Annotated in this window: 12 protein-coding genes and 3 rRNA genes; 11 read left to right on the top strand and 4 right to left on the bottom strand. The window is 45.1% G+C overall.

The window, feature by feature from the left end; all coding sequences use genetic code 11:
* Window positions 1–106 precede the first annotated feature (106 nt).
* Window positions 107–2743, top strand: a complete 2637-nt coding sequence (locus tag ACHOLT_RS03070) for a DUF3656 domain-containing U32 family peptidase (protein ID WP_425807857.1) — start codon at window positions 107–109, stop codon at window positions 2741–2743.
* Between the two features lie 52 nt (window positions 2744–2795).
* Window positions 2796–5168, top strand: coding sequence for an endonuclease MutS2 (locus tag ACHOLT_RS03065; protein WP_425805707.1), 2373 nt, complete (start codon window positions 2796–2798; stop codon window positions 5166–5168).
* Between the two features lie 129 nt (window positions 5169–5297).
* Here the strand turns inward: ACHOLT_RS03065 and ACHOLT_RS03060 are convergent, their stop codons facing one another.
* Window positions 5298–7922: a transglycosylase domain-containing protein gene (locus ACHOLT_RS03060; RefSeq protein ID WP_425805706.1), complete on the bottom strand. Its 2625-nt coding sequence runs from the start codon at window positions 7920–7922 to the stop codon at window positions 5298–5300.
* A gap of 261 nt (window positions 7923–8183) precedes the next feature.
* On the opposite strand from ACHOLT_RS03060, the gene tyrS reads away from it, so the two are divergent.
* Window positions 8184–9449 (top strand): tyrosine--tRNA ligase, encoded by a 1266-nt coding sequence (gene tyrS, locus ACHOLT_RS03055; protein WP_425805705.1) that lies wholly within the window; start codon window positions 8184–8186, stop codon window positions 9447–9449.
* 133 nt (window positions 9450–9582) lie between these two features.
* On the opposite strand, the gene trpS is transcribed toward tyrS, so the two are convergent.
* On the bottom strand, window positions 9583–10548 hold the full coding sequence (gene trpS, locus ACHOLT_RS03050; protein ID WP_425805704.1) for a tryptophan--tRNA ligase: 966 nt from the start codon (window positions 10546–10548) through the stop codon (window positions 9583–9585).
* A 228-nt stretch (window positions 10549–10776) separates the two neighbouring features.
* On the opposite strand from trpS, the gene ACHOLT_RS03045 reads away from it, so the two are divergent.
* The 8 genes from ACHOLT_RS03045 to ACHOLT_RS03010 all read left to right on the top strand — a co-directional run bounded on the left by ACHOLT_RS03045 (window position 10777) and on the right by ACHOLT_RS03010 (window position 21808).
* Window positions 10777–10938, top strand: a complete 162-nt coding sequence (locus tag ACHOLT_RS03045) for a hypothetical protein (RefSeq protein ID WP_425805703.1) — start codon at window positions 10777–10779, stop codon at window positions 10936–10938.
* Window positions 10939–11161: 223 nt separating this feature from the next.
* Window positions 11162–12727 (top strand): 16S ribosomal RNA (locus ACHOLT_RS03040).
* A 412-nt stretch (window positions 12728–13139) separates the two neighbouring features.
* Window positions 13140–16052: ribosomal RNA gene (locus ACHOLT_RS03035) — 23S ribosomal RNA — on the top strand.
* Between the two features lie 101 nt (window positions 16053–16153).
* Window positions 16154–16270: ribosomal RNA gene (gene rrf, locus ACHOLT_RS03030) — 5S ribosomal RNA — on the top strand.
* Together the 16S, 23S and 5S rRNA genes form the textbook arrangement of a ribosomal RNA operon.
* 816 nt (window positions 16271–17086) lie before the next feature.
* Window positions 17087–19450 carry a molybdopterin-dependent oxidoreductase gene (locus ACHOLT_RS03025; protein ID WP_425805702.1) on the top strand — a complete coding sequence of 788 codons (2364 nt, stop codon included), beginning with the start codon at window positions 17087–17089 and terminating at the stop codon, window positions 19448–19450.
* On the top strand, window positions 19431–19853 hold the full coding sequence (locus tag ACHOLT_RS03020) for an oxidoreductase (RefSeq protein WP_425805701.1): 423 nt from the start codon (window positions 19431–19433) through the stop codon (window positions 19851–19853). Before ACHOLT_RS03025 ends, ACHOLT_RS03020 begins: the two co-directional genes overlap by 20 nt.
* Before the next feature lie 150 nt (window positions 19854–20003).
* The gene (locus ACHOLT_RS03015) at window positions 20004–20234 is read left to right on the top strand and encodes a hypothetical protein (protein ID WP_425805700.1); all 231 of its coding nucleotides are present in this window, start codon (window positions 20004–20006) and stop codon (window positions 20232–20234) included.
* Between the two features lie 248 nt (window positions 20235–20482).
* Window positions 20483–21808: an MFS transporter gene (locus ACHOLT_RS03010; protein ID WP_425805698.1), complete on the top strand. Its 1326-nt coding sequence runs from the start codon at window positions 20483–20485 to the stop codon at window positions 21806–21808.
* Window positions 21809–21874: 66 nt separating this feature from the next.
* Here ACHOLT_RS03010 and ACHOLT_RS03005 read toward each other — a convergent pair whose 3' ends face one another.
* Window positions 21875–22765 (bottom strand): MBL fold metallo-hydrolase, encoded by an 891-nt coding sequence (locus tag ACHOLT_RS03005; protein ID WP_425805697.1) that lies wholly within the window; start codon window positions 22763–22765, stop codon window positions 21875–21877.
* Between the two features lie 94 nt (window positions 22766–22859).
* Window positions 22860–24146 (bottom strand): CoA transferase, encoded by a 1287-nt coding sequence (locus tag ACHOLT_RS03000; protein ID WP_425805696.1) that lies wholly within the window; start codon window positions 24144–24146, stop codon window positions 22860–22862.
* Window positions 24147–24244: the final 98 nt, after the last annotated feature.

Here is a 24244-nt window from a genome sequence, read left to right as displayed (position 1 = left end):
CAGAAATAATAAGGATAGCCTTATTTTTATTTAAGATATTTGTTTAAAGATATTAATGAAGCAACTGGAGACAATTATTTTCGCAGAAAAGAGGATTAGTATAAAAATGGCGGATCGAATAAACTCTAACAGACCTGCGATGGAGTTGCTGGCTCCGGCCGGTACCTTCGAAGCCTTTAAGGCAGCGGTTGAGAATGGGGCGGATGCGATTTATCTTGGGGGAAAAAGCTTCAGCGCACGTGCCAGCGCGGCAAACTTTGATACCGAGGAGCTTCGGCATGCAGTTCAATATGCCCATGAACGGAACGTAAAGGTCTATACAACCGTAAATATCCTGATCGCCGATCAGGAGTTCCCAGAGCTTTTTGAGTATCTTTTTTCCCTTTATGAGATAGGAGTGGATGCGCTCATTCTCCAAGATGTTGGAGTTGCCGAGTTAATTCAAAGCATTTTGCCTGAAATCGAACGCCATGCCAGCACTCAAATGACGGTCAATACCTCTTGGGGCGCCCAACATTTGGAAGGTTTAGGTTTCCAGCGCGTTGTTTTAGCAAGGGAAACTTCAGCGGAGGAAATGACATCCATTGCTCAGTCGACACCCATGGATATCGAAGTTTTCGTCCATGGTGCGCTTTGTGTTTGCTATTCCGGACAATGCCTGATGTCCAGTTTTATCGGAGGAAGAAGCGGAAATCGGGGACGATGCGCTCAGCCTTGCCGGATGACCTATCAGTTAGTAAATGAGGAACGGACAGATGTTTTAAAGGAGTCAAATCCAGGGGAACATCTTTTAAGTCCGCGCGATATGAATTTAGTGGAAGAAATCAATCTGCTTAAAGAGAGCGGCGTTTATTCCTTAAAGGTTGAAGGTCGGATGAAACGGCCTGAGTATGTAGCGACAGTCATTCGAGTATACCGCCAGGCCTTGGATTATACTCTATCTGAGGAAGCACAGCAGAGCGGCTTAGAACCTATTGGTGAAGAGGAAAAACAGGAGCTTTTGCAAATCTTTAACCGTGATTTCACGCAAGCCTATCTCAAAGAACATCCGGGTGCGGAACTCATGAGTTATATGCGCCCGAATAACCGGGGAGCTCGCTTGGGAAGAGTTATAAAAACCTACGATAATCGAGTAGAATTGAAATTAGAAACAGTGCTTCGCCCAGGCGATGGGATCGAGATTTGGACAAACCGCGGCCGTGAGGGAATTTCCGTAGGCACGATTTGGCAGGGTAAAAAGGAAATCTCTGAAGGGAAACCAGGTGAGCATGTCCAAATAGCTTTTACGGGCAGTAAAGCCAGACTGGGCGATCGAATCTTTAAGACGTTTGATGAACAACTGATGGAAAAAGCCCGCCTCAGCTTTCAAGAGGGTAAAGAACAGCGCAAGCGCCCGCTTAAAGCTCGTTTGAGCGGTGCAGTGGGAGAAAACCTTACCTTGGGAATGCGGGATGGCGAGCGTCAGAGCAAGGTTCAATCTGCAAACCCCGCACAGCAGGCGTTGAAACGCCCGCTGACCCATGATTATGCCTTTCAGCAGTTAAACCGCTTGGGGACGACTCCTTTTTATTTAGAGGAGCTGGTTTTGGATTTACAAGGAGAAGTCATGCTTCCCGTCAGTGAATTGAATGAAATGCGCCGGGCTGCTGTAGAGGAACTTTTGAAAGATGAAGCTCCGGTACGGCAACCTATTTTGTCTGATGTTTATCACCAAAGAGTTCGGGATTGGAAGAGAAAGCTAATTGAGGAATGTGAAGACTATAAGCCGATGAATTTCTCAAAGGTTAAAGGGCAAAAGGTTTCTCATCATCGCCAAAAACGTGAAATTCAGAGTTTGGCAGCTTACCGGTTAACGGCAGCCGTAAGTGATCTGGAATCCGTTCGGGCAGCGCTGCAGGCGGGAGCGAAGCGTGTTGCGATGGGAGGAGAACGTTGGCGTTCACGACGGGGAATGACAATAGAGGAAATCGAGTCAGGAGCAGAACTTTGTCAAAAATATGAGGCTCAGGCCTTATGGCGCCTCCCCCGAATCCTCAATGAGGAGCAAAGTGTTAAGTTGCAGAAAGCGCTCCTAAAACTCAGGGAATCCAAGCACCGTCCGCGAATTTTGTTGAGCAATTTTGGAGAACTGGAGCTTTTAAAGGAAGTCGATCCGGAGTGGGAATTTGAGACGGACTTTTCCTTAAATGTTTTTAACCAAGCCTCTTTGGCTTATTGGCTAAGACAGGGAGCGAAGGGTGTTACCCTTTCTCCGGAATTAGAGCATCAGCAATTGGATTTATTAGGACAATGGCCGGGAACGGAAATTTTGGCCTTTGGAGACCTCGAGATGATGGTCAGTGAATACTGCCCAGTCGGAGCGACCTTAGGCGGAAAAAAAGGAAAACAGTGCGGTGCACCCTGTGTGCGGGAACCCCATTACCTAAGAGACCGTCTTAAGTATGATTTCCCGATTGAGACGGATTTGGATTGCCGTATGCATTTATTTAATGCTAAACGTTTAAACCTCTATAAAGAACTGGGTGACATTGCTCAAAAGGGAATTGAAAATATCCGGTTGCAGCTGAACCGCGCAACACCGGAGCAAATCCGGGATACCGTTCGTGTTTTTTTGGAGGGTTGGGACAAGGCTTTAAGCGGGACTAAAATAACAGAACAAGATGCTGAAGAAGCTAGTTCCTATTTGGAAGCGCGCTTCCCTGAAGGGTTTACCAAAGGACATTACTTTAGAGGAATACTTTAAACATTTACTTTAAACATTAAGATAAGATCTTTAGAGATCAAAGGAGAGAAGTATGGTCATCAATGAGCGGGTTATCCGTAAATTGGATTTTGATAAAATCCTTGATCGTTTAGCGGGCTTCTGCCTTTTGCCCCGTGCCCGGGAAATGGCAGAGGCACTTCGCCCTTATAACAATCGGGGTCAGGCGCAGGCGGCACTTGAAGAAACAGGCGAAGGTAGAGCCATTCTAAGAACAAATCCTCTCTTCTCTGTACGAGGGGCAAAAGAAGTGCGTCCGCTATTGGAACGAAGCATTCGAGGCGGGACGTTAGCTCCGGAGGAACTTTTAAATATTCGGGACACTCTTAAGGCTGCGCGGCTCGTGAAGCAAAGCATTCTTGACGGAAAGCTCGAAACACCCCATTTTCGGGAAGTTGTTATTGGGATTGATCCGCCGCGGGCGATAGAGGATGAAATATCCCGTTGTATTACTGAGGATGGGACTGTCGCTGATCAGGCTTCACCGGAGCTTGCGGAATTTAGACGCTCTATTATACGTTTGCAGCAACGGATCAGAGATACCCTGGATGGGATCATCCGCAATCCTTCCAAGCAAAAGATCTTACAAGATCCGATTATTACTCAACGCTCCGATCGCTATGTCGTACCTGTAAAGCAGGAATATCGCCAAGCATTTCCGGGAATTGTTCATGATCAATCGGCGAGCGGAGCAACGCTCTACATTGAGCCGATGGCCGTTGTTAACCTGGGTAATGAATTAAGGGAAGTTATTCTTAAAGAACAGCGGGAAGTTCAGCGAATTTTAATGATGCTTTCTTCTCATGTGGAGGGAGAAGCGGAGCGAATAGCCGATGCCCATGAGGGATTAGCTTATGTGGATTTCATACTGGCGAAATCGCAATTAAGTGAACGAATGAATGCGGGCGCTCCTGAACTTACCGAAAAACAGGAGATCAAGCTGGTTGAGGCCCGCCATCCTTTGCTCAGCGGTTCAGTTGTTCCCTTAAGCATTGAACTCGGCAAGACGTTTGACACGGTTGTGATTACAGGACCAAATACCGGAGGAAAAACGGTCGCTTTGAAAACGGTTGGTCTCCTGGCCGCTATGGCGCAATCCGGGCTGCATATTCCAGCCGAATCCGATTCACGCCTCGGGATATTTACGCGGATTTTTGTTGATATTGGGGATGAACAGAGCGTTGAGCAGTCCTTAAGTACCTTCAGCGGCCATATGAAAAATATTGTAGAAATTGTCCAAGGGTCAGACAGCCGATCCTTGGTCCTTCTCGATGAAATCGGGGCGGGAACGGATCCAACTGAGGGAGCAGCCTTAGCGATGGCTATCATTTCGGAGCTTCATGAACGAGGCTGCCGAGTCATTGCTACGACTCACTATGGAGCGCTGAAAAGCTTCGCTTATAATACACCGCGTGTGGAAAATGCATCTGTCGAATTTGATGCGGAAACGCTGCGTCCAACGTATCGATTATTGATAGGAATCCCAGGCAAAAGCAATGCGTTCTATATTGCGGGACGATTGGGCCTGGATTCCGCTGTTTTAGAACGGGCAAAATCCTTCGTCACAGAACGGGAGATGCAGGTTGCTGATTTGATTGATAACTTAGAAGATACCCAGCGCGAGATTGAACGTGAAAAAAGCCGTGTTCAAGAAGAGCGCCAAAAGATTGAAAAAGAAAGCCGTCAAATCAAGGAGAAATCATTAGAACTTGAAGAGGATTATCAAGAACTTATCGCTTTAGCTCAAGATGAAGCGACAGAGCTTCTGCGAAAAACGCGGCGTGAAGCGGAGCAATTGATTGATGAATTGAAACAGGCCCTGAAAGAAGAACACAAGGACCAGCGGGCAATTGAACGCGCGCGCCAAGGGATTAAGAATCTTTCGAATAAGGTTGGAGTTAAAGAGCGGTCGCCTAAAGCAACAGATGGAGTATCTCCCAATGAGATCGGCCTTGGGCAAACCGTGTATCTTACCAAGCTGCGCCAGAAAGGCTATGTTCTTAAGCTTCCGAATGAAAGCGGAGAGGTTCAAGTTCAAGCGGGTGTGATCAAGTTAAATGTCCCCTTAGCTGAACTGCGCCTTGTCAAAGAAGAAAAGGCAAACAAACCGCGCCAGGCGGAGACGTTTGGACAGGGACGTATTGGCTTGGCGAAAGCCCAAGCTGTACGAAACGAAATTGATCTTCGGGGAATGCTTGTTCAAGAGGCTACGGAAGAGTTGGATAAATATTTGGATGATGCAGTATTAACCGGAGCCGGCGTCGTATATATCATTCACGGTAAAGGGACAGGTGCTCTGCGCGCTGGGGTTCAGGATTTTTTGCGAGGCCATCCTCATGTGAAGTCTTTTCGCTTAGGTCAGCACGGAGAAGGGGATTTAGGGGTTACCGTTGTTGAGTTAAAGTAGTTTTTTAATAGAGCCTTGGGAAAATACAGGCCAAAAAAATAAGAGCCTTCATCCTTAGAACGATACATCGTTGTTCATAGTGGATGAGGCTCTTTTTAGGTTTTAGTTTAAGAAGTTTAACCTTTCAGGTTAAATATTTAGTTTAACGACAGGCGAGGTTTCTGAAATAGCCTGCGTTTTTGGATCTTTAAGAATAGCTTTAAAAGTATATTGTCCCGAAGGGGGTGCCTTTCCCTCTATTCCTAAGGGAATAGATATGATATTTGATTTTCCGGGCTGAGCTTCAGGTGTGAAAGATTGGAAGCCCTCTTGACCAGGATATTGTACATATAGGACTAAGGTTAGACCTTCACTTCCAGCAGGGTAGGAAACCGGAATACTGGCGACTCCCTTAGCGGCATCAAAAGCGACAGGTCCAAGTGTCGGAATAGGCATTCGTGGATCACCTGCTGTTGAGGTGGTCGGTTTGTCAGACCCTCCTTTATAATACTCTGTCGGAGGCTGATAGGGTGCCTCGTCACTTGGCCAAGGAGCATATGAGCCCCGGTCGGTAATGTTAAGGAAGACCTTAGAAACCCTGTTACTCGTTTTATCGCCGGCAAGGAAACCTGGATGATCGGCATCAATTTCCTTTGTCACCCATGCATCGCTGGTTTGGGTGGGGAAATTACCTTCAGCAGCAATTTCAGTTTGAATAAACTGGCTGGGGGTTAAACTACTGGGTAAAAGCCCCGATTTCGCATCGATTGCCCCGCTGGTAATGCCTGCAGGTTGTTTGAATTCGGTCTGAACAGGTTGGTCTTGAAGTGCAGCGGTCATGACCTTTTTCCAAATCTGAGCCGGATAACTTCCCCCGTAGACTTTCCTTAAATAGTGGTTGCCGTCAGGATCTTTATCGTAGCCCATCCATACAACTCCGACATAATTCGGGGTATATCCAGCGAACCAAGCATCGGGGTTTCCGGATTTATTGCCATATTTAGCAGGGTCTAGCGAAGTTGTGCCTGTTTTCCCGGCTACAGCCCAATTTCCAATTTGCGCACTATAGGCGGTACCGTTTGTGACAACGCTGCGAAGCAGATTGTTCATAAGGTATGCAGTAGTTTCTTTCATGACCCGTTCGGTTGTTATCTTCGGTGTAATTATTTCTTTGCCATTGGCATCTTGAATTTTCTCAATTGCATGAGGGGTAACACGTACGCCATTATTGGCAAAGGTACCATAGGCGGAGGCCATATCCAAAGTCGTGACCTGTGCTGTTCCTAACGCTAAACTCAGTACCCGATCACTATTTTCTAAGGGTAAGCCCATTTGGTCTTTACCAAATTTCCAGCCATAATCCACGCCGATTAAATTCATCAGTTTAACGGCGTAGACATTAACCGAATCCTCCAGTGCAAAGCGCATAGTAATCCGGCCCTTCCAGCCCGCGGATTCCGTATCAAAATCGACGGGTGACCAGGTTTTACCATTGCCGCCATTATAACTGACTGGCTCATCATCGAGGACGGTTCCGGGGTAGAAACCCCCTTTTTCCAAGGCAGGAGCATAGACCACTAAAGGTTTGATCGTTGATCCCGGTTGACGGTAAGATTGAGTTGCCCGGTTTAAGCCAAGGGCTGTTGTATATTCACGGCCTCCGACGACTGCCCGTACTGCTCCTGTTGTAGGGTCGATGACACTCATCGCTCCTTGGACTTTGGTGCTGTCGACGCTTTGCGGGAAATTAGCGGGATCTGCAAAAGCAGCCTCGGCTGCACTTTGAATTTTGGCATCAACGGTGGTATAGATTCTTAAGCCGCCGTTAAAGATTTGGTCAGGGGTGAGTTTATAGTCATCCCCTTCAAGCTCTTGAATAACATAGTCGACAAAATACGGAAACTTAAAGTTTGAACCGGCAACCGTTGCTTGTTGAGATGTTGTTCGCGTTTTTTTCATATTATCGACATACGCAAAAGTTGTGTCTTTATATTTGCTATACTCATCTGAGGTGATGATCCCGGCATCCTTCATTACTCCAAGAACAGTAGTTCTGCGCGTTTTCGCTGCCTCAGGATGAACATAGGGGTCATAGCCGCTCGGTGCTTGGGGAAGTCCTGCAAGAAGCGCAACTTCTTCAGGAGTAAGATCTTTAATCTCTTTTCCGAAGTAGGTTTTCGCTGCAGCCTGGATTCCAAAAGAGGATTCGCCAAAGTAAATACGGTTTAAATAAAAAGTTAGTATTTCATCTTTGGTATATTCGTGTTCAATCTTTAGTGCAAGCGCAACTTCTTGAACCTTACGGGTTAGGCTTTTGGATGTTGGATCCTCAATGAAGGCATTGCGGGCAAGCTGAATGGTAATCGTACTTGCGCCTTCTTTAGTGGATCGTGATTTAATGTCATTGATGGCAGAACCAATAATCCGAATGGGATCGACACCATAATGGCTGTAAAAACGTTTGTCCTCAACGGCTACAAAAGTCCTTTTAATAAGATCCGGGATTTCTGAGGATTTTACCATTTGGCGATTTTCGTTTGCATGAAGGGAAGCAATTTGTTGTCCGTCTTTATCATAGACAATAGAAGTTTCCTTTGTGTTTGTTAAAGCAGCGGGATCCCATTTTGGAGTCTTGGCAACTGCGTAAATTACAAAAATCAATACTGCAATCAGGGCCACTGCCATAATTGAACCACCGGTCAGAAGAAAGACACGCCATTTTGATAAACGTCGTTTCTGCGACGGTCGGGTCGGTTTCCTCGGGGGAGACGCCATTTTGTTACCTCCTAATAGTCAATCCATTTAGAAATTGTCCTTCGTTACTGGTGTTGGAAAGCCTAAGAATCATTGAATGCGGTTGTTTTTAATGGATATAAAACATAATAAGTGTATTTAGTAACACATCGAAATTATATCATACTTTAGATAACCAATAAAACTAACCCGTTTCCAAGGCTATAGACGCATTAAGGTTGATATAAACGAGATAAGAAAGTATAATTTAATACAACATTTACGGCAGGGAGGAGCATTAACTTGCATATTTTTGATGATTTAAAAAACAGAGGACTTATATACCAAAATACAGATGAGGAAGCTTTACGTAAGCGTTTAGATAAACCGACAACTCTTTATTGTGGATTTGACCCAACAGCAGATAGTCTGCATATAGGGCATTTACTTCCTATTTTGGTTCTACGGCGCTTTCAACTGGCCGGACATCGTCCGATTGCTTTGGTCGGGGGTGGAACCGGTTTAATTGGCGACCCCAGCGGTAAAGTGAATGAGCGGACGCTCAATCCTAAGGAAACGGTTGAAGAGTGGTCTTCCAAAATTAAATCACAATTATCTCGCTTCTTAGTTTTTGATAGCAAAGAAAACCCTGCAATCCTTGCCAATAACTATGATTGGCTGGGTTCTCTGAATGTCATTGAATTTCTTCGGGATATCGGCAAGAATTTTTCAATCGGAACGATGCTTGCTAAAGACTCGGTTGAATCCAGAATGAGCCGGGGTATTTCCTTTACAGAATTCAGTTACATGATTCTTCAGTCTTATGATTTTATGAAATTAAATCAGCTTTATGACTGCGAATTGCAGGTTGGCGGTCAGGATCAATGGGGAAATATCACATCAGGAACGGATTTAATCCGCCGGGTATCGGTAAATGAAGTTAAAGAGGTCCACGGGCTAACCGTACCGTTAGTTACGAAAAGCGATGGAACAAAGTTTGGTAAAACCGAAGGTGGAGCTGTTTGGCTTGACGCAGAAAAAACCTCCCCTTACAAGTTTTATCAGTTCTGGCTTAACTGCGATGATCGCGATGTCGTAAAATATCTTAAATACTTTACTTTCCTGCCGATTGAGGAAATCCTGGCATTAGGAGAAGAAGTTGAAACTCAACCGGAAAAAAGAAATGCGCAGCGTGTCTTAGCGCGTGAAATGACGGAATTGGTCCATGGGCGTGAGGCGAGGGAACGAGCAGAGAAAATTTCTCAGGCTCTCTTTACCGGCGGCTTAGAGAACCTTAGTGCCAAGGAAGTAGAAGAAGGGTTCAGCGATGTTCCGTCAACTACGATCAATGATCAAACTATTCCATTGGTCGATCTCCTCATTCAAGTTGGAGCAGTTACTTCCAAACGGCAAGCCCGGGAATCCATCGAAAGCGGAGCGATTTACCTTAACGGGGTTCGGCATACAGATACAGCTTCCGTTGTTTCCGAGCTGAATAAGTTAGATGATCAATATTTAATCATTCGCCGCGGGAAGAAAAATTATTTTTTAGCAAAGCTTGAAAAGTAATAATATAGGGTTTTAGATTGCTTAAAATAGACATCAAAAAGGGACTATCCGTGACGGAAGTCCCTTTTTGATGTCTAGATACTATGATCAAATTTATGTCTCTGATATCGATAATAGAAGGCTGCAGAACTATCTAATAGTTTAGACCTACGTTATTGCGGGCTTTAGTTACATATTCTTGAGCTACTTTTCGTGTTTTTTCTGCTCCCATTTTAAGCACGTCATAAACATAAGCTTTATCTTTGGAGTATTGCTCGCGTTTTTCGCGATAAGGGGTGAAGTATTCCCAGATGACTCCAAAAAGTTCCTTTTTTACATCCCCATAACGTAAGCCTGGAGTTTCAAAGCGTTCCTTCAGTTGCTGTTTTCCTTTATCATCAAGGAATAAGGAATAGATTTCGAAGAGCGGATTATCCTTAATGGGTTTGGGTTCCTCAACGGGCGTCGAATCTGTTTTGATTGACATAACACGCTGACGCAAGGATTTTTCATCAGCAAAGATTTCAATTGCATTTCCATAGGACTTAGACATCTTTTGGCCGTCAATTCCAGGAATTGTAGCAATGTCATCTTCAATATCAGCTTCAGGCATAACGAAGGTCTCGCCAAAGGAACTGTTAAAACGCATTGCAATATCACGAGCAATTTCAACATGCTGCTTTTGATCTTTTCCTACTGGAACCTTATTGGCACCGCAAATAAGGATATCAGCCGCCATCAGAACAGGGTAGGCAAATAAACCATGTGTTGCGGTAATGCCTTTTGCCGTTTTATCCTTATATGCATGGCTGCGCTCTAACAGTCCCATGCTTGTGACGATTGATAAGAGCCAAGTTAATTCGTGAACTTCAGGAAGGTCTGATTGGACCCAAAAATGGGATTTATTCGGATCAAGACCAAGTGCAAGAAAGTCCATTGCAGCATCAAGCGTTTTTTGACGAAGAACATTAGGATCACTTACAGTCGTTAAGGCATGGTAATTGACAATAAAACAAAAAAGATCGTTTGACTCTTGGTAGTCAATCATCCGTTTCATCATTGCAAAATAATTGCCGAGATGAAGATTACCTGAAGGTTGAATTCCTGACAAAACACGCAAAACAAAACACTCCTTAAACCAGCAGATCATAAGCGATTGAATTAGGCCCATTTTAGTTTTTTGTTTAGTCTTAACTTAATAAAAATGGTTACTTATGAATTTGGTTTAGACCTCGATTAAATACTCCTTACTATTGTATCAGCTTTTATATCTTTCTATAAAGAAGATGTTGAAAAAAATATAAAATAAACTCATAAATGTCTCATTTAATGGAGAGTCTAACAGAATATGGGTGTCGATTTCGAAATAAAGGGATTAAGTTATACGAAAAGCGAAATTATTGTTGACACTCATAATTCACTATGCTATTCTAATCAAGCGCTCAAGGACAGCAGTCCTGAAGTCAGCAAAATGCTGGCTGGCGCGAAGGCGGAAATAGTTAACAGTTGACTGTAAAAGTCGAAAATGTTAATCTAAATTTCGCTGCTGTTGAGACCTCAGAACAAAGTCTGGCAGCGAAAAAAAAGCAGTTGACATTAAAAAATGAATCTGCTAAAATTAAAAACTGTCGCGAGTGATCGCGGCGCGGTCTTTGAAAACTAAACAACAAGGAACAGCCAATGACTCGTCAATGAGTTAAAGATTATTTGAGCAATCAAATATCTTCATAAATTTTATGGAGAGTTTGATCCTGGCTCAGGACGAACGCTGGCGGCGTGCCTAACACATGCAAGTCGAACGGAGAACTCAATAAGCTTGCTTAGAGAGTTCTTAGTGGCGGACGGGTGAGTAACGCGTGGGTAACCTACCCATTAAACCGGGACAACCCTTGGAAACGAGGGCTAATACCGGATACGCTTAAGAGCTGGCATCAGCTTTTAAGGAAAGGTGGCCTCTGAAGATGCTACCGATAATGGATGGACCCGCGTCTGATTAGCTAGTTGGTGGGGTAAAGGCCTACCAAGGCGACGATCAGTAGCCGGCCTGAGAGGGTGAACGGCCACACTGGGACTGAGACACGGCCCAGACTCCTACGGGAGGCAGCAGTGGGGAATCTTCCGCAATGGACGAAAGTCTGACGGAGCAACGCCGCGTGTATGACGAAGGCCTTCGGGTTGTAAAGTACTGTCTTTAGGGACGAACGGCAGGTATGCGAATAGTGTACTTGTATGACGGTACCTAAGGAGGAAGCCCCGGCTAACTACGTGCCAGCAGCCGCGGTAATACGTAGGGGGCGAGCGTTGTCCGGAATCATTGGGCGTAAAGGGCGCGTAGGCGGATTTTTAAGTCTGGTGTGAAAACTTGGGGCTCAACCCCAAGCCTGCATCGGAAACTGGGAATCTTGAGGACAGGAGAGGAAAGTGGAATTCCACGTGTAGCGGTGAAATGCGTAGAGATGTGGAGGAACACCAGTGGCGAAGGCGACTTTCTGGACTGTAACTGACGCTGAGGCGCGAAAGCGTGGGGAGCAAACAGGATTAGATACCCTGGTAGTCCACGCCGTAAACGATGAGTGCTAGGTGTAGAGGGTATCGACCCCCTCTGTGCCGCAGTTAACACAATAAGCACTCCGCCTGGGGAGTACGGCCGCAAGGTTGAAACTCAAAGGAATTGACGGGGGCCCGCACAAGCGGTGGAGCATGTGGTTTAATTCGACGCAACGCGAAGAACCTTACCAAGGCTTGACATCCTCAGAACTTTCTAGAAATAGAGAGGTGCCTTTCGGGGAACTGAGAGACAGGTGGTGCATGGTTGTCGTCAGCTCGTGTCGTGAGATGTTGGGTTAAGTCCCGCAACGAGCGCAACCCCTATATTTAGTTGCTAACGAGTAAGGTCGAGCACTCTAGATAGACTGCCGGTGACAAACCGGAGGAAGGTGGGGATGACGTCAAATCATCATGCCCCTTATGTCTTGGGCTACACACGTGCTACAATGGCCGGTACAGACGGAAGCGAAGCTGTGAAGTGGAGCGAATCCGAGAAAGCCGGTCTCAGTTCGGATTGTTCTCTGCAACTCGAGAACATGAAGTCGGAATCGCTAGTAATCGCAGGTCAGCATACTGCGGTGAATACGTTCCCGGGCCTTGTACACACCGCCCGTCACACCACGAAAGTCTGCAACACCCGAAGCCGGTGAGCTAACTCGCAAGAGAGGTAGCCGTCGAAGGTGGGGCCGATGATTGGGGTGAAGTCGTAACAAGGTAGCCGTATCGGAAGGTGCGGCTGGATCACCTCCTTTCTAAGGAGACACGTTAGCTCGGTAGAGTTAACTATCCTATGGTCGATCCTAAATCGAAGGAAGCTGCAAAGTCGAATTCGAGATTAGGTAAGAGTCGAAAGACTCACAAGCCGAAGAGGCAAAACACAGAGCAATCTGTGACAAAAGTGCTGTTTGAGTGCAAACTACTTGTTGTTTAGTTTTGAGGGACCAGCAATGGAAACTCAATTTTTTTGTCTATTGGGTTAATCCCAAGAAGATAAAAAATTGGTCGCTTCTCGCCATCCCGATAGTCTCCAGTGGAGAGTATCGCACTGGTTTGGCTACAGCGACACTCGAGCATCCGTGCTCATCGTTCTTTGAAAACTGCACAGAGAAAGTCAATTTTAAGTCAAAGGATTCATTGAAAACCGAAGTGGCGGAAAGAAAATTAGGTCAAGCTACTAAGGGCGTACGGTGGATGCCTAGGCGCTAAGAGTCGAAGAAGGGCGCGGTTAACAGCGAAATGCCACGGGGAGTCGTAAGCAGGCTTTGATCCGTGGATACCCGAATGGGGCAACCCCGTTGGAGTCATATCCAACGATCTTTAACTGAATTCATAGGTTAAAGAGGACAACCCGGGGAACTGAAACATCTAAGTACCCGGAGGAAGAGAAAGAATAATCGATTCCCTGAGTAGCGGCGAGCGAAACGGGAAGAGCCCAAACCAAACTCTTCGGAGTTTGGGGTTGTAGGACCCTCTATTAAGCATTTATTCTTAGCTGAAGCAATCTGGAAAGGTTCAGCAAAGAAGGTAACACTCCTGTAGGCGAAAAGAAGCAATGCTGTGAGGGTATCCTGAGTACCGCGGGACACGAGAAACCCCGTGGGAATCTGGGAGGACCACCTCCCAAGGCTAAATACTCCTTAGCGACCGATAGCGAACCAGTACCGTGAGGGAAAGGTGAAAAGCACCCCGGGAGGGGAGTGAAAAAGAACCTGAAACCGTACGCTTACAAGCAGTCAAAGCACTATTATGGTGTGATGGCGTGCCTTTTGTAGAATGAACCGGCGAGTTACGGTATGTAGCAAGGTTAAAGCGAGAAGCTGGAGCCGAAGCGAAAGCGAGTCTGAAAAGGGCGACAAGTTACATGCTGTAGACCCGAAACCGTGTGATCTACCCATGGCCAGGGTGAAGGTGGGGTAAAACCTACTGGAGGCCCGAACTCACTGTCGTTGAAAAGGCAAGGGATGAGCTGTGGGTAGGGGTGAAATGCCAATCGAACACGGAGATAGCTGGTTCTCCCCGAAATAGCTTTAGGGCTAGCCTCTATTGATGATTCTTGGCGGTAAAGCACTGAATAGGCTAGGGGCCTTACCAGGTTACCGAACCTTATCAAACTCTGAATGCCAAGAATTTAAGTAGGGAGTCAGACTGTGGGGGATAAGCTTCATAGTCAAAAGGGAAACAGCCCAGACCATCAGCTAAGGTCCCTAAGTATACGCTAAGTGGAAAAGGATGTGGAATTGCACAGACAACCAGGATGTTGGCTCAGAAGCAGCCACCATTTAAAGAGTGCGTAATAGCTCACTGGTCGAGTGGTTCTGCGCCGAAAATGTAACGGGGCTCAAGCGTATCACCGAAGCTATGGCTTGTAGTTTTACTACAGGGGTAGGGGAGCGTTCTAAATGCAGAGAAGTTCAACTGGAAGGTTGGGTGGAGCGTTTAGAAGTGAGAATGCCGGTATGAGTATGCGAAAAGATGAGTGAGAATCTCATCCGCCGAAAATCTAAGGTTTCCTGGGGAAGGCTCGTCCGCCCAGGGTCAGTCGGGACCTAAGCCGAGGCCAAAAGGCGTAGGTGATGGACAACTGGCAGATATTCCAGTACCACTCTTAAGCGTTTGTAGCAATGGGGTGACACAGAAGGATAGGTTAAGCGTGCCGTTGGTTGAGCACGCCCAAGCCCGTAGGGTGTGAGACAGGTAAATCCGTCTCGCGAATAAGCCTGAAAGGTGACGGGGAGCGAAAATAAGTAGCGAAGTAACCGACTCCCAGCTGTCAAGAAAAGCCTCTAGTGAGCAAGAGAGTGCCCGTACCGCAAACCGACACAGGTAGGTAAGGAGAGAATCCTAAGGCGCGCGAGAAAACCCTCGTTAAGGAACTCGGCAAAATGACCCCGTAACTTCGGGAGAAGGGGTGCTCTAGAGATAGAGCCGCAGAGAAGAGGTCCAGGCGACTGTTTAACAAAAACACAGGTTCCTGCTAATCTGAAAAGAGAAGTATAGGAGCTGACGCCTGCCCGGTGCTGGAAGGTTAAGAGGAGAGGTTAGCCGCAAGGCGAAGCTTTGAATTGAAGCCCCAGTAAACGGCGGCCGTAACTATAACGGTCCTAAGGTAGCGAAATTCCTTGTCAGGTAAGTTCTGACCCGCACGAAAGGCGTAACGATCTGGACACTGTCTCAACGAGGGACTCGGCGAAATTGTAATACCCGTGAAGATGCGGGTTACCTGCGACAGGACAGAAAGACCCCATGGAGCTTTACTGTAGCTTGACATTGGATTTTGGTATAAAATGTACAGGATAGGTGGGAGACTAAGAAGCTAGGGCGCCAGCCTTGGTGGAGTCGCCGGTGGGATACCACTCTTTTTGTACTGAAATTCTAACTTAGACCCCTGAATCGGGGTTGAGGACCGTGTCAGGTGGGCAGTTTGACTGGGGCGGTCGCCTCCTAAAGAGTAACGGAGGCGCCCAAAGGTTCCCTCAGCGCGGATGGAAATCGCGCGAAGAGTGTAAAGGCAGAAGGGAGCTTGACTGCGAGACCAACAAGTCGAGCAGGGACGAAAGTCGGGCTTAGTGATCCGGTGGTACCGAGTGGAAGGGCCATCGCTCAACGGATAAAAGCTACCCTGGGGATAACAGGCTTATCTCCCCCAAGAGTCCATATCGACGGGGAGGTTTGGCACCTCGATGTCGGCTCATCGCATCCTGGGGCTGTAGTAGGTCCCAAGGGTTGGGCTGTTCGCCCATTAAAGCGGTACGTGAGCTGGGTTCAGAACGTCGTGAGACAGTTCGGTCCCTATCCGTCGCAGGCGCAGGAAATTTGAGAGGAGCTGTCCCTAGTACGAGAGGACCGGGATGGACGGATCACTGGTGTACCAGTTGTCTCGCCAGAGGCATAGCTGGGTAGCTATATCCGGATCGGATAAGCGCTGAAAGCATCTAAGCGCGAAACCGACCTCAAGATGAGATTTCCCACAGCACAAGCTGGTAAGACCCCTGAATGATGATCAGGTAGATAGGCCCGATGTGGAAGCGCGGTGACGTGTGGAGCTGACGGGTACTAATCGGTCGAGGGCTTGACCTAAAACCGCAACTGAAGGTTGAATCTATTGACTTAAAAGAAACGAAAATCTGTGCAGTTTTGAGGGAACAGCATTCCGAAAGGAACACTGAAAACTCAAAAGATCTGGTGATCATGCCGGAGGGGTTCCACCCGTTCCCATACCGAACACGGAAGTTAAGACCTCCAGGGCTGAGGGTACTTGGACCGCAGGGTCCTGGGAGAGTAAGTCGTCGCCAGGTAAGCAAAAGCAGAGAGACCGTCTGATAAAGATGGTCTCTTTGCTTTTTTACTACGTAAAAAACTTAATTGTGCATGATTCTTTGGGGTCGGTTCCACCCGTTCGATCTGGCGCCGGTAAGTGATTCTTTGAAGTATGCGGCTTGGCCGAAAAGGTATACCATACCTTTTCGTATACCGAACACGGAAGTTAAGACCTCCAGGGCTGAGACGAAAAGACATAGGATGTCTTTTCGGGGCTAGCGCCATGGCTGGTTAAACATTCTAAGAGGCGCGCCCTACTTGGATCGAAGACAAAACAATCCAGTGGATTATTTTGCGGCCAGCGCTACAACTCCAGAGAATACATACTAGCGCGGCCTTCCTGGGAGAGTAAGTCGTTGCCAGGTAAGCAAAAGCAGGGAGACCGTCTGATAAAGATAGTCTCTTTGCTTTTTTATAACTTAATTAAAATTAAAGAAGGAGCTGCCAGAGGCAGCTCTTTTCTTATTTGGAGGCAAAGTCCAGTCATTAAGAAAAGATAATTTTAAGTTAATTTGAGACCATGAATGATCAGAAGGAATCTAATTTGACACTAAATGGATTTAACTGGAAAACGGAAATTCAATCTGGGACAGTTTATTTCATAACTACCGTTTTATGTCCCAAGGTAGATAAAACCCTAGAAAAATGGGAGTTTCAGCACATGGCATGATAATTGCAAATACATACTTTGAAACCAATTTGATATTTTTATCTACCCGTAGGAGGTGAAACGGATATTAGGGTCAGTAAAAATATGAAGTTGAAAAAGAGTTTTAAGGGAGGAAAGAAATAATATGTCTGAGAAACAATGGCAGTGGCAAGAAGGCGAGTACACTGTAACTCGCTCTACGCATTGGTCAGGTCCAGGCTGTCACGATGGTTGCGGCCTTCTGTATTATACGAAAGATGGTAAGCTCATCAAGGTCGAGGGTGACCTTGACAACCCATACAACATGGGCAGGCTTTGTATGCGCTGCTTAAATCAAACTGAAGCATATAATAATCCTCAACGTGTAAAATGGCCTTTAAAACGTGTTGGTGAACGCGGTGAAAATAAATGGGAACGCATCAGCTGGGATGAAGCTTACGATATTATTGTTGAAAAAGTAAGATATATCCAAAAGGAATGGGGCCCAGAAACCATTATCGGTTTGGAGGGTACTGGCCGAAACATCATTTGGCAAACACCGTATCTAACATATGCGGCCTTTGGCAGCCCTAACTATGTTTTGGGATTCCTGGCAGGCGATGCTTGTTATCTGCCTAGAGCAGCTCAACAGGCTGTTATGAACAGTGATTTCTTCGTAACCGACTGTGCGCAATTCTTTGAAGAACGTTATGATAACCCTGAATTCGTAAATCCTGAAGTCATTATCATTTGGGGTAATAATCCGATTATCACGAATGGTGATGGATTCTTTGGTCACTGGATTGTTGATGAAATGAGAATGGGATCCAAGCTTATCGTTGTTGATCCTCGTCTGACATGGCTGGCAGCAAGAGCAGAATACTGGCTGCAGATAAGACCTGGCACTGACTGCGCTCTGGCACTGGGTATGATTAACGTCATTATCAGCGAAGATTTGTATGATCATGATTTTGTTGAAAACTGGTGTTCTGGATTTGATGAGTTGACAGAACGGGCTGCTGAATATCCGCCCGAAAAAGTCGAAGAGATTACCTGGGTTCCGAAAGAGACCCTCATCGCTGCATCCCGTCGCTATGCTACGGCTAAACCAGCGGCTATCCAATGGGGTCTTGCTGTTGACCAGCAAGTCACCGGGATTGCAACTGCTCAGGCTATTAACAGTCTATGGGCAATTACCGGAAATACAGATGTACCAGGCGGAAACATTATTGCAAAGAGCGGATTCAATGTAGATGATGGATATAGCTGTGGTCTTAACTGGGTTCCCAAAGAACTGCAGGAAAAACGTTTCGGAAATGAAAACTTCCCGCTTAAAAAATACGGCTTGGCGTCGACCGCTCATGGCGATTCTATCCTCAGAGCTATTGAAAACGGGGGCGATCCATATCCAGTTAAAATGTTGTGGTTACAAACAACAAATACCTTTGCTAACATGTCTTCTGAAGCCCCTCGTGTTTATCAGGCTATGAAAAGCGTGTACTTTAATGTAGTCGTCGATCTCTTCATGACTCCGACTGCAGTTGCTTGTGCCGATATTGTCCTGCCTGCCGGTATGAGCGCAGAACGCGACAGCTTCAGAGCTTGGTTTGCTCCGTTGCGGGCTATTACCAAGATTTGCGATTATGAAGAAGCTAAATCGGATGAGCAAATTTGCCTGGAACTCGGCAAACGCTTACATCCTGAAGCTTTCCCATGGGAAACAGTTGCCGATTGGATCAACTGGAAAATGGGTAACGACAAAGATAAATATCCTGATGCCTTCCAAATTGAATGGTCTGGCAAAACCTACAAAGAAAGAGGTAAAACTCAAGGCCTTACCTATGATGAACTTAAACATAAAGTTTACGTTTATCCTGAATGGCAATATAAGAAATATGAAAAAGGTCTTCTGCGCCGTGATAGACAACCTGGGTTCAACACCGCTGACGGCAAGATTCAATTGTATATTGACCTGTTTGACGCATTTGATATTGATCCGCTGCCAGTTCATATTGAACCGCCGGAAAGCCCATATTCAACCCCTGATCTGTATAAAGAATATCCTTTAGTCCTCACTTCAGGTGCACGTTCTTTTGAATTCTTCCACTCTGAACACCGTCAACAACCGACCATGAGAATGTTCCACCCGCAGCCTCTCGTAGAAGTTCATCCTGATACAGCTGAAAAGCTTGGCATTAAGGATGGAGATTGGGTCTGGATTGAAAGCTTCCGCGGTAGATGCAAACAAATTGCGAAACTTGTGAGAACTATTGATCCTCGAGTTGTAAGCGCTGAACATGGTTGGTGGTTCCCTGAAAAAGAAGCTGCAGAACCAAGCTTGTTCGGAGTATTTGATTCCAATATTAACAATCTAACATCACAATGTCAGAATGGACCTGCCGGCTATGGAGCACCGAATAAGGGCTTGCTCTGCAGAATCTATAAATGTACCGAAGAAAATAGCAAAGTAATGCCTGGAGAACAAGTCACCAGAAAAGGAGGATGGGAATATGTCAGAGCAACTTTCTAAGAACCTAGAAGCTGCCGTACATCCCGAAGCCAGAGTTGGTCTGGAAAAGCGTCTTAAATCAGAGGAGACATCAGGATATGGCCTGTTAATTGATTACGAATATTGCACGGGCTGCCATGCTTGTGAAGTTGCCTGCATCAAGGAATTAAATCTTCCCCTGAATCAGTATGGCATCAAGCTGCTGACCGACGGAGCCCGCCAAATGCCTGACGGCAAATGGGATTTAAATAATATTCCTTTTCCAACCTCATTATGCAATCTATGTGAAGATCGCGTAGCGAAGGGCAAAATGCCAAGCTGTGTACAACACTGCCAAGCATTGGTTATGAGCTATGGTCCAGTTAAGGAACTTGCAGAAAAAATGGCGAGAAAGCCCAAAATGGTATTGTTCACACCAAAATAAGTTTAAATGACCAAATTGACTTGTGGCGAGGGGGTTTTTCCCTTTGTCACTTGTCTAGATAAAACCGAATTATATTTGATTCAATGCGACTTTTTTGGTCTGTCAAAAAAGGGGGCTATCATTCTGGCAACTCAAAAGGAGGAATAAAAAATGGTCATTACAGAAGAGGACATTATGAATGCTAAAAAAGCCTACGACAATAGGGAAGAAGTTGCTGATGAGACATTAGCTACGCTCTATGCTAAAGCATTAACGCGGAATAGCAAGAGATTTCCGGATATCCCTCAAAAAGTTAAATATGTAGCTTTGAAACAACCATCAGGTGGTTTTCTTCTAGAGGCAAGATCAACAGAAACCTGTTCTGCGGATGGACGCCCTTAAAAGAAGGACATTATTGCGGTCCAAGGAATTATGCCGTCGATGGAAGATAGCCCTCAATTTTAGGACTCCTATAATTGAAGTAGAATTTTAACATCATTTTAAGATATGGATATTATAAACTTTGCTAGCCTGTTTCGAGGTAATCTACTTTTTCTACACATACAACAATCCACTATTTGGAGTTCGCTATTCATTTAATGAACATAACGAAAAGCTCGTGAGAAAACTTTAGGAAGAGGGATGAAATATTGTTAGAAAAAGAAACAATGTCGATTGGACTGAAACCAAAAACAGGTTATCGTTGGGTAATTCTCTTTGTCTTATGGTTACTCTATTTAATTAACTACCTTGATCGGACGAGTGTCCTCACCTTACTCCCTGTTATTCGTACTGATTTGCATATTACCCACGAGCAAGCGGGACTCATAGCCTCAATTTTCTTCGTAGGATACGCTATAGCACAGGTTCTAGCCGGTATGCTCGCCGACCGAATTGGAGCCAAAAGAGTCATGAGCATAGCCATCATTATTTTTACCTTTGTTACCTTTGCAACCGGCTTGGTGAGAAGTTTTAGCACTTTTGTTCTTCTGCGTTTAGGCTTAGGCATAGGAGAAGGCTGTCACTTTGCACCTGCCAGCAGGACTATTGCCGATTGGTTCCCCAATAACGAAAAAGGGCGAGCGACCAGTCTTTTTACTACAACTTTTCAGGTTGGTCCGGCCGTCATCCCGATTTTAGCAACTTCATTAGCAACCTTTTTCGGTTCTTGGCGTCCTGTTTTCTTCGTTTTGGGAATTCCCGGGTTAATCGGCATCTTTATGTTATGGTATTACGTCACCAATACTCCTGAAGAAGAGCTGAGGAATAAGGGACGTATTTCTAAAGAAGAGTACGATTACATTTTGTCTAATTTGAATACCACCAAGTCTGAGACAAAAAAAATGGCAACAACGAAAGCCCTCAAGGTACTTTTTACGGATATCAGCTTTATTGCCTATTGCCTGATTCTTTTCTTTAACCTGGCCGTGATTTGGGGAGAACTTGTCTGGATTTCCTCTTTTTTGTACGAACAACATGGGTTTAGCTTAAAGGCCATGGGATTTATGGCATCCGTACCCTCGTTAATAGCAATTGTTGCCCTTGTTTTGGGCGGGTGGTTAATGGATAAGGTCTTTCACGGTAAAGCAAAATGGATTTTAGCGATAGGTTTCTTGCCTTGTGTCCCCATTTTCTTTCTGCTTAGTTCAGTTCCAAAAGGTCACATATTCTTACTAACCGTAGCATTATTATTAATGGGATTTTTCTCGAATATTCAAGGCGGTGCTTTATATACCTATCCTCAGATGCGTTTCCCAAAACAGATGGTTGGTACAGCCATTGGGATATCCAATGGTTTTGGACAACTAGGATCATTCTTAGCTCCATTTGCCGCTGGTTTTCTAGTAAAAACGTCTGCTTCCGGGGCAGTTTCTTATAATAATGTATTTATCATGTTCGCCGGCATGGCTTTAATAGCTGGTGTTTTAAGTTTGTTCTTAAGTGAAAAACCAAAAGTAGTTGAATCTCTGGAATGAAGTAAGCAGCTATGAACAGGAGAAGCTGTTGCCTATATTTAATCAGATATAGGAACAGCTTCTTTTTTAGCTTATATAATATTGATTATCCGTTTGCTTGATTTCACCAAGAGATAACAAACGCTTAAGATGGGCTAAAATAAAAAACTTTTCAAAGGCTTTACGGGGCGGATAGTTATGCCATGAAGATCCAAAACAAATAAATAAATCTCTGAGTTCATCAAGAGTTGAAGGCCTTTTTAAGATCTCGAGTAACCTTTCTTCCCGAAAGTAAATAACATTTAAATATTTTTGTAATTTTTGGGGTATATCTTTTGTAATAATTGGCCGATGAGAAGGGATAACCATTGAGGGATTGAGTTCTATACATAACTTAAGGGAATTAATTAAATCAGTAATATCGCTGCAAGGGTGTCCGTACCATGGACCAAAGGCATTCAGGCCAAAATCCGTACTGAATAGAATGGAATCTCCAATGAGAAAACAGCAGTGTCCAGGAGAATGACCCGGTGTGTGTATAACCTGGATCTGAGTTGAACCAAAATCAAGTATTTCTCGATCCGTAAATTCCCGGTGTACCCCAGAAGGTTGAATATCGATATCCTCTCTATACTTTTCCCATATTTCCGTTTCTTCTTCGTTATACTGAGATATACCATAATAATCATGAAATACTTCAAGAGACCTTATGGCAGAAGCATCCTTAGGATGGGCCCAGATTTCTGCTTGGGTAAACTTATAATTGTTCCATACGTGATCTTGATGGAAATGGGAATTGATAATTACATCAATAGGCTGATGTAAGAAAGAATCGATATTAGATGGACCGCAGTTTGTATCTAACAGTGCTTTAATATCATCATCAATAAAAAGACTGTTAGAATAAGGGGGGGTATACCATTGATCTGGTGATTCAATATATTGGATTTTACCGGTTATGATTCTGTTCAAGTTCATTCCCTTACTTCTAAAAGAAATGAGGATAATTATATATAAATAGTAAATGAGCCTGTAAATGCTGCTCAGGAAAGCAGCATTTACAGGCATATTTCTAGTCGATGACCCCTTTGCCTTTTAAAGCATCGATTTCACTCTGACTATAGTCGAGAAGATCGGTGAGAACTCTTTGGGTATCCTGACCTAGAGCAGGTGCTCCACACCATACTTGACCCGGTGTTTCTGACAATTTAGGTATAATGCCAAAAACTTCTACTTCTTTGTTCAGCGTCTGGTCTGTATATTTAACCCAGTCGCCTCTCTTATGCCAGTGGGGTTCATTGAAAACTTCCTCGGCAGTTTTAATATGAGCTGCTGAGATCTTGCTGTCAATGCAGATATCCGTGGCCTCTTGTGCAGTATGTTCGGCAAAGAATTTCTTGAATATACCGTCAAGTTCACGACCAAGCGGACTTGCAACGGCTTCAGGCGAACTGCTGCATTCTTCATAGGAATACTTATTACTGTCGATTCCAAATCCCTTCAACACATTATTATAGGCTGTCTTGCCATAGGATCCTAGATTTACATATCCCCCATCGCCGCATTTAAATACGCCGCCGGGTTGATAAGCACTTTGCATTACACCTTGTCTATGTTTTAGATATTGGCTCTGGGTCCAGAGTACAAAATTATCATCCATTACTCTCATCCAACTTTCAGTTAGACTGACGTCGATGATCTGTCCTTTCCCCGTTTTTTGAGCAACCATATAAGACATTAAAATCCCGTTGACTGACATCAGACCTGTCATATAATCACCCACATACTGTTGAGCATAGTAAGGTTCGCGATCGGGGTAACCCTGCAGTAAACCCCAGCCGGATTCAGACTGTCCCAGCGGATCATAGCCAGGGCGGTTTATTTGTCTCTGATCGCCGCCAAATCCAGCTGTACCATAACCGCTGATATGGCAGATGACTAATTTAGGATTGACCTCAAGCAGCATCTGATCCGTGATTCCCAATTTGTCAATCCAAACCATATTTTCAATCCAAACGTCCGAGTTTTTAATCAAAGATAAAAAGATTTCTTTGGATTCGGGAATATTCAGGTTAGTCTCAAGAGAAAAACTCAGTTTATTCCTTGCGTTTTGTATCCATGATCCACTGATGTGTTTATCTCCTTCAGCAATTTGGGGTTTTTGGTGCCGGGCAGGGTCTCCTTTGACTTTGGGCCTTTCCAAAGCGATAACTTCGGCTCCAAAGTCGCTCATCATTGTAGCAGTGAAAGGCGCGGCGACTACAGTTCCGTTTAATAGTACCCGAATACCGGCAAGGGGTCCAAAAGTAGGAGCAAAAAGGGGCGCAGGCTTACGTTCGATACTTTCCCATCTGTTCATATAATTATAAACCTCCTATATTTTATAATGAGTTCTTGATGAAGATCCGATATTTAACATTGTTGCAATTATTATGCCAGAGTAAAAATGCTCTTGTA

It is taken from the genome of Desulfitobacterium nosdiversum (assembly GCF_049860565.1).
GTDB classification, from domain to species: Bacteria; Bacillota; Desulfitobacteriia; order Desulfitobacteriales; family Desulfitobacteriaceae; genus Desulfitobacterium_A; species Desulfitobacterium_A nosdiversum.
Note: the sequence above shows the minus strand (reverse complement) of the source record. Positions and strands in the feature narration are given on the sequence as shown.

Bases quoted from the DNA above. Each gene is read 5' to 3' on its own strand.
- ACHOLT_RS03000 (WP_425805696.1), bottom strand. From the start codon at position 24,146: ATGAACAGATGGGAAAGTATCGAACGTAAGCCTGCGCCCCTTTTTGCT.
- ACHOLT_RS03005 (WP_425805697.1), bottom strand. From the start codon at position 22,765: ATGAACTTGAACAGAATCATAACCGGTAAAATCCAATATATTGAATCA.
- ACHOLT_RS03025 (WP_425805702.1), top strand. From the start codon at position 17,087: ATGTCTGAGAAACAATGGCAGTGGCAAGAAGGCGAGTACACTGTAACT.
- ACHOLT_RS03060 (WP_425805706.1), bottom strand. From the start codon at position 7,922: ATGGCGTCTCCCCCGAGGAAACCGACCCGACCGTCGCAGAAACGACGT.
- ACHOLT_RS03070 (WP_425807857.1), top strand. From the start codon at position 107: ATGGCGGATCGAATAAACTCTAACAGACCTGCGATGGAGTTGCTGGCT.
- ACHOLT_RS03020 (WP_425805701.1), top strand. From the start codon at position 19,431: ATGTCAGAGCAACTTTCTAAGAACCTAGAAGCTGCCGTACATCCCGAA.
- ACHOLT_RS03065 (WP_425805707.1), top strand. From the start codon at position 2,796: ATGGTCATCAATGAGCGGGTTATCCGTAAATTGGATTTTGATAAAATC.
- ACHOLT_RS03015 (WP_425805700.1), top strand. From the start codon at position 20,004: ATGGTCATTACAGAAGAGGACATTATGAATGCTAAAAAAGCCTACGAC.
- ACHOLT_RS03045 (WP_425805703.1), top strand. From the start codon at position 10,777: ATGGGTGTCGATTTCGAAATAAAGGGATTAAGTTATACGAAAAGCGAA.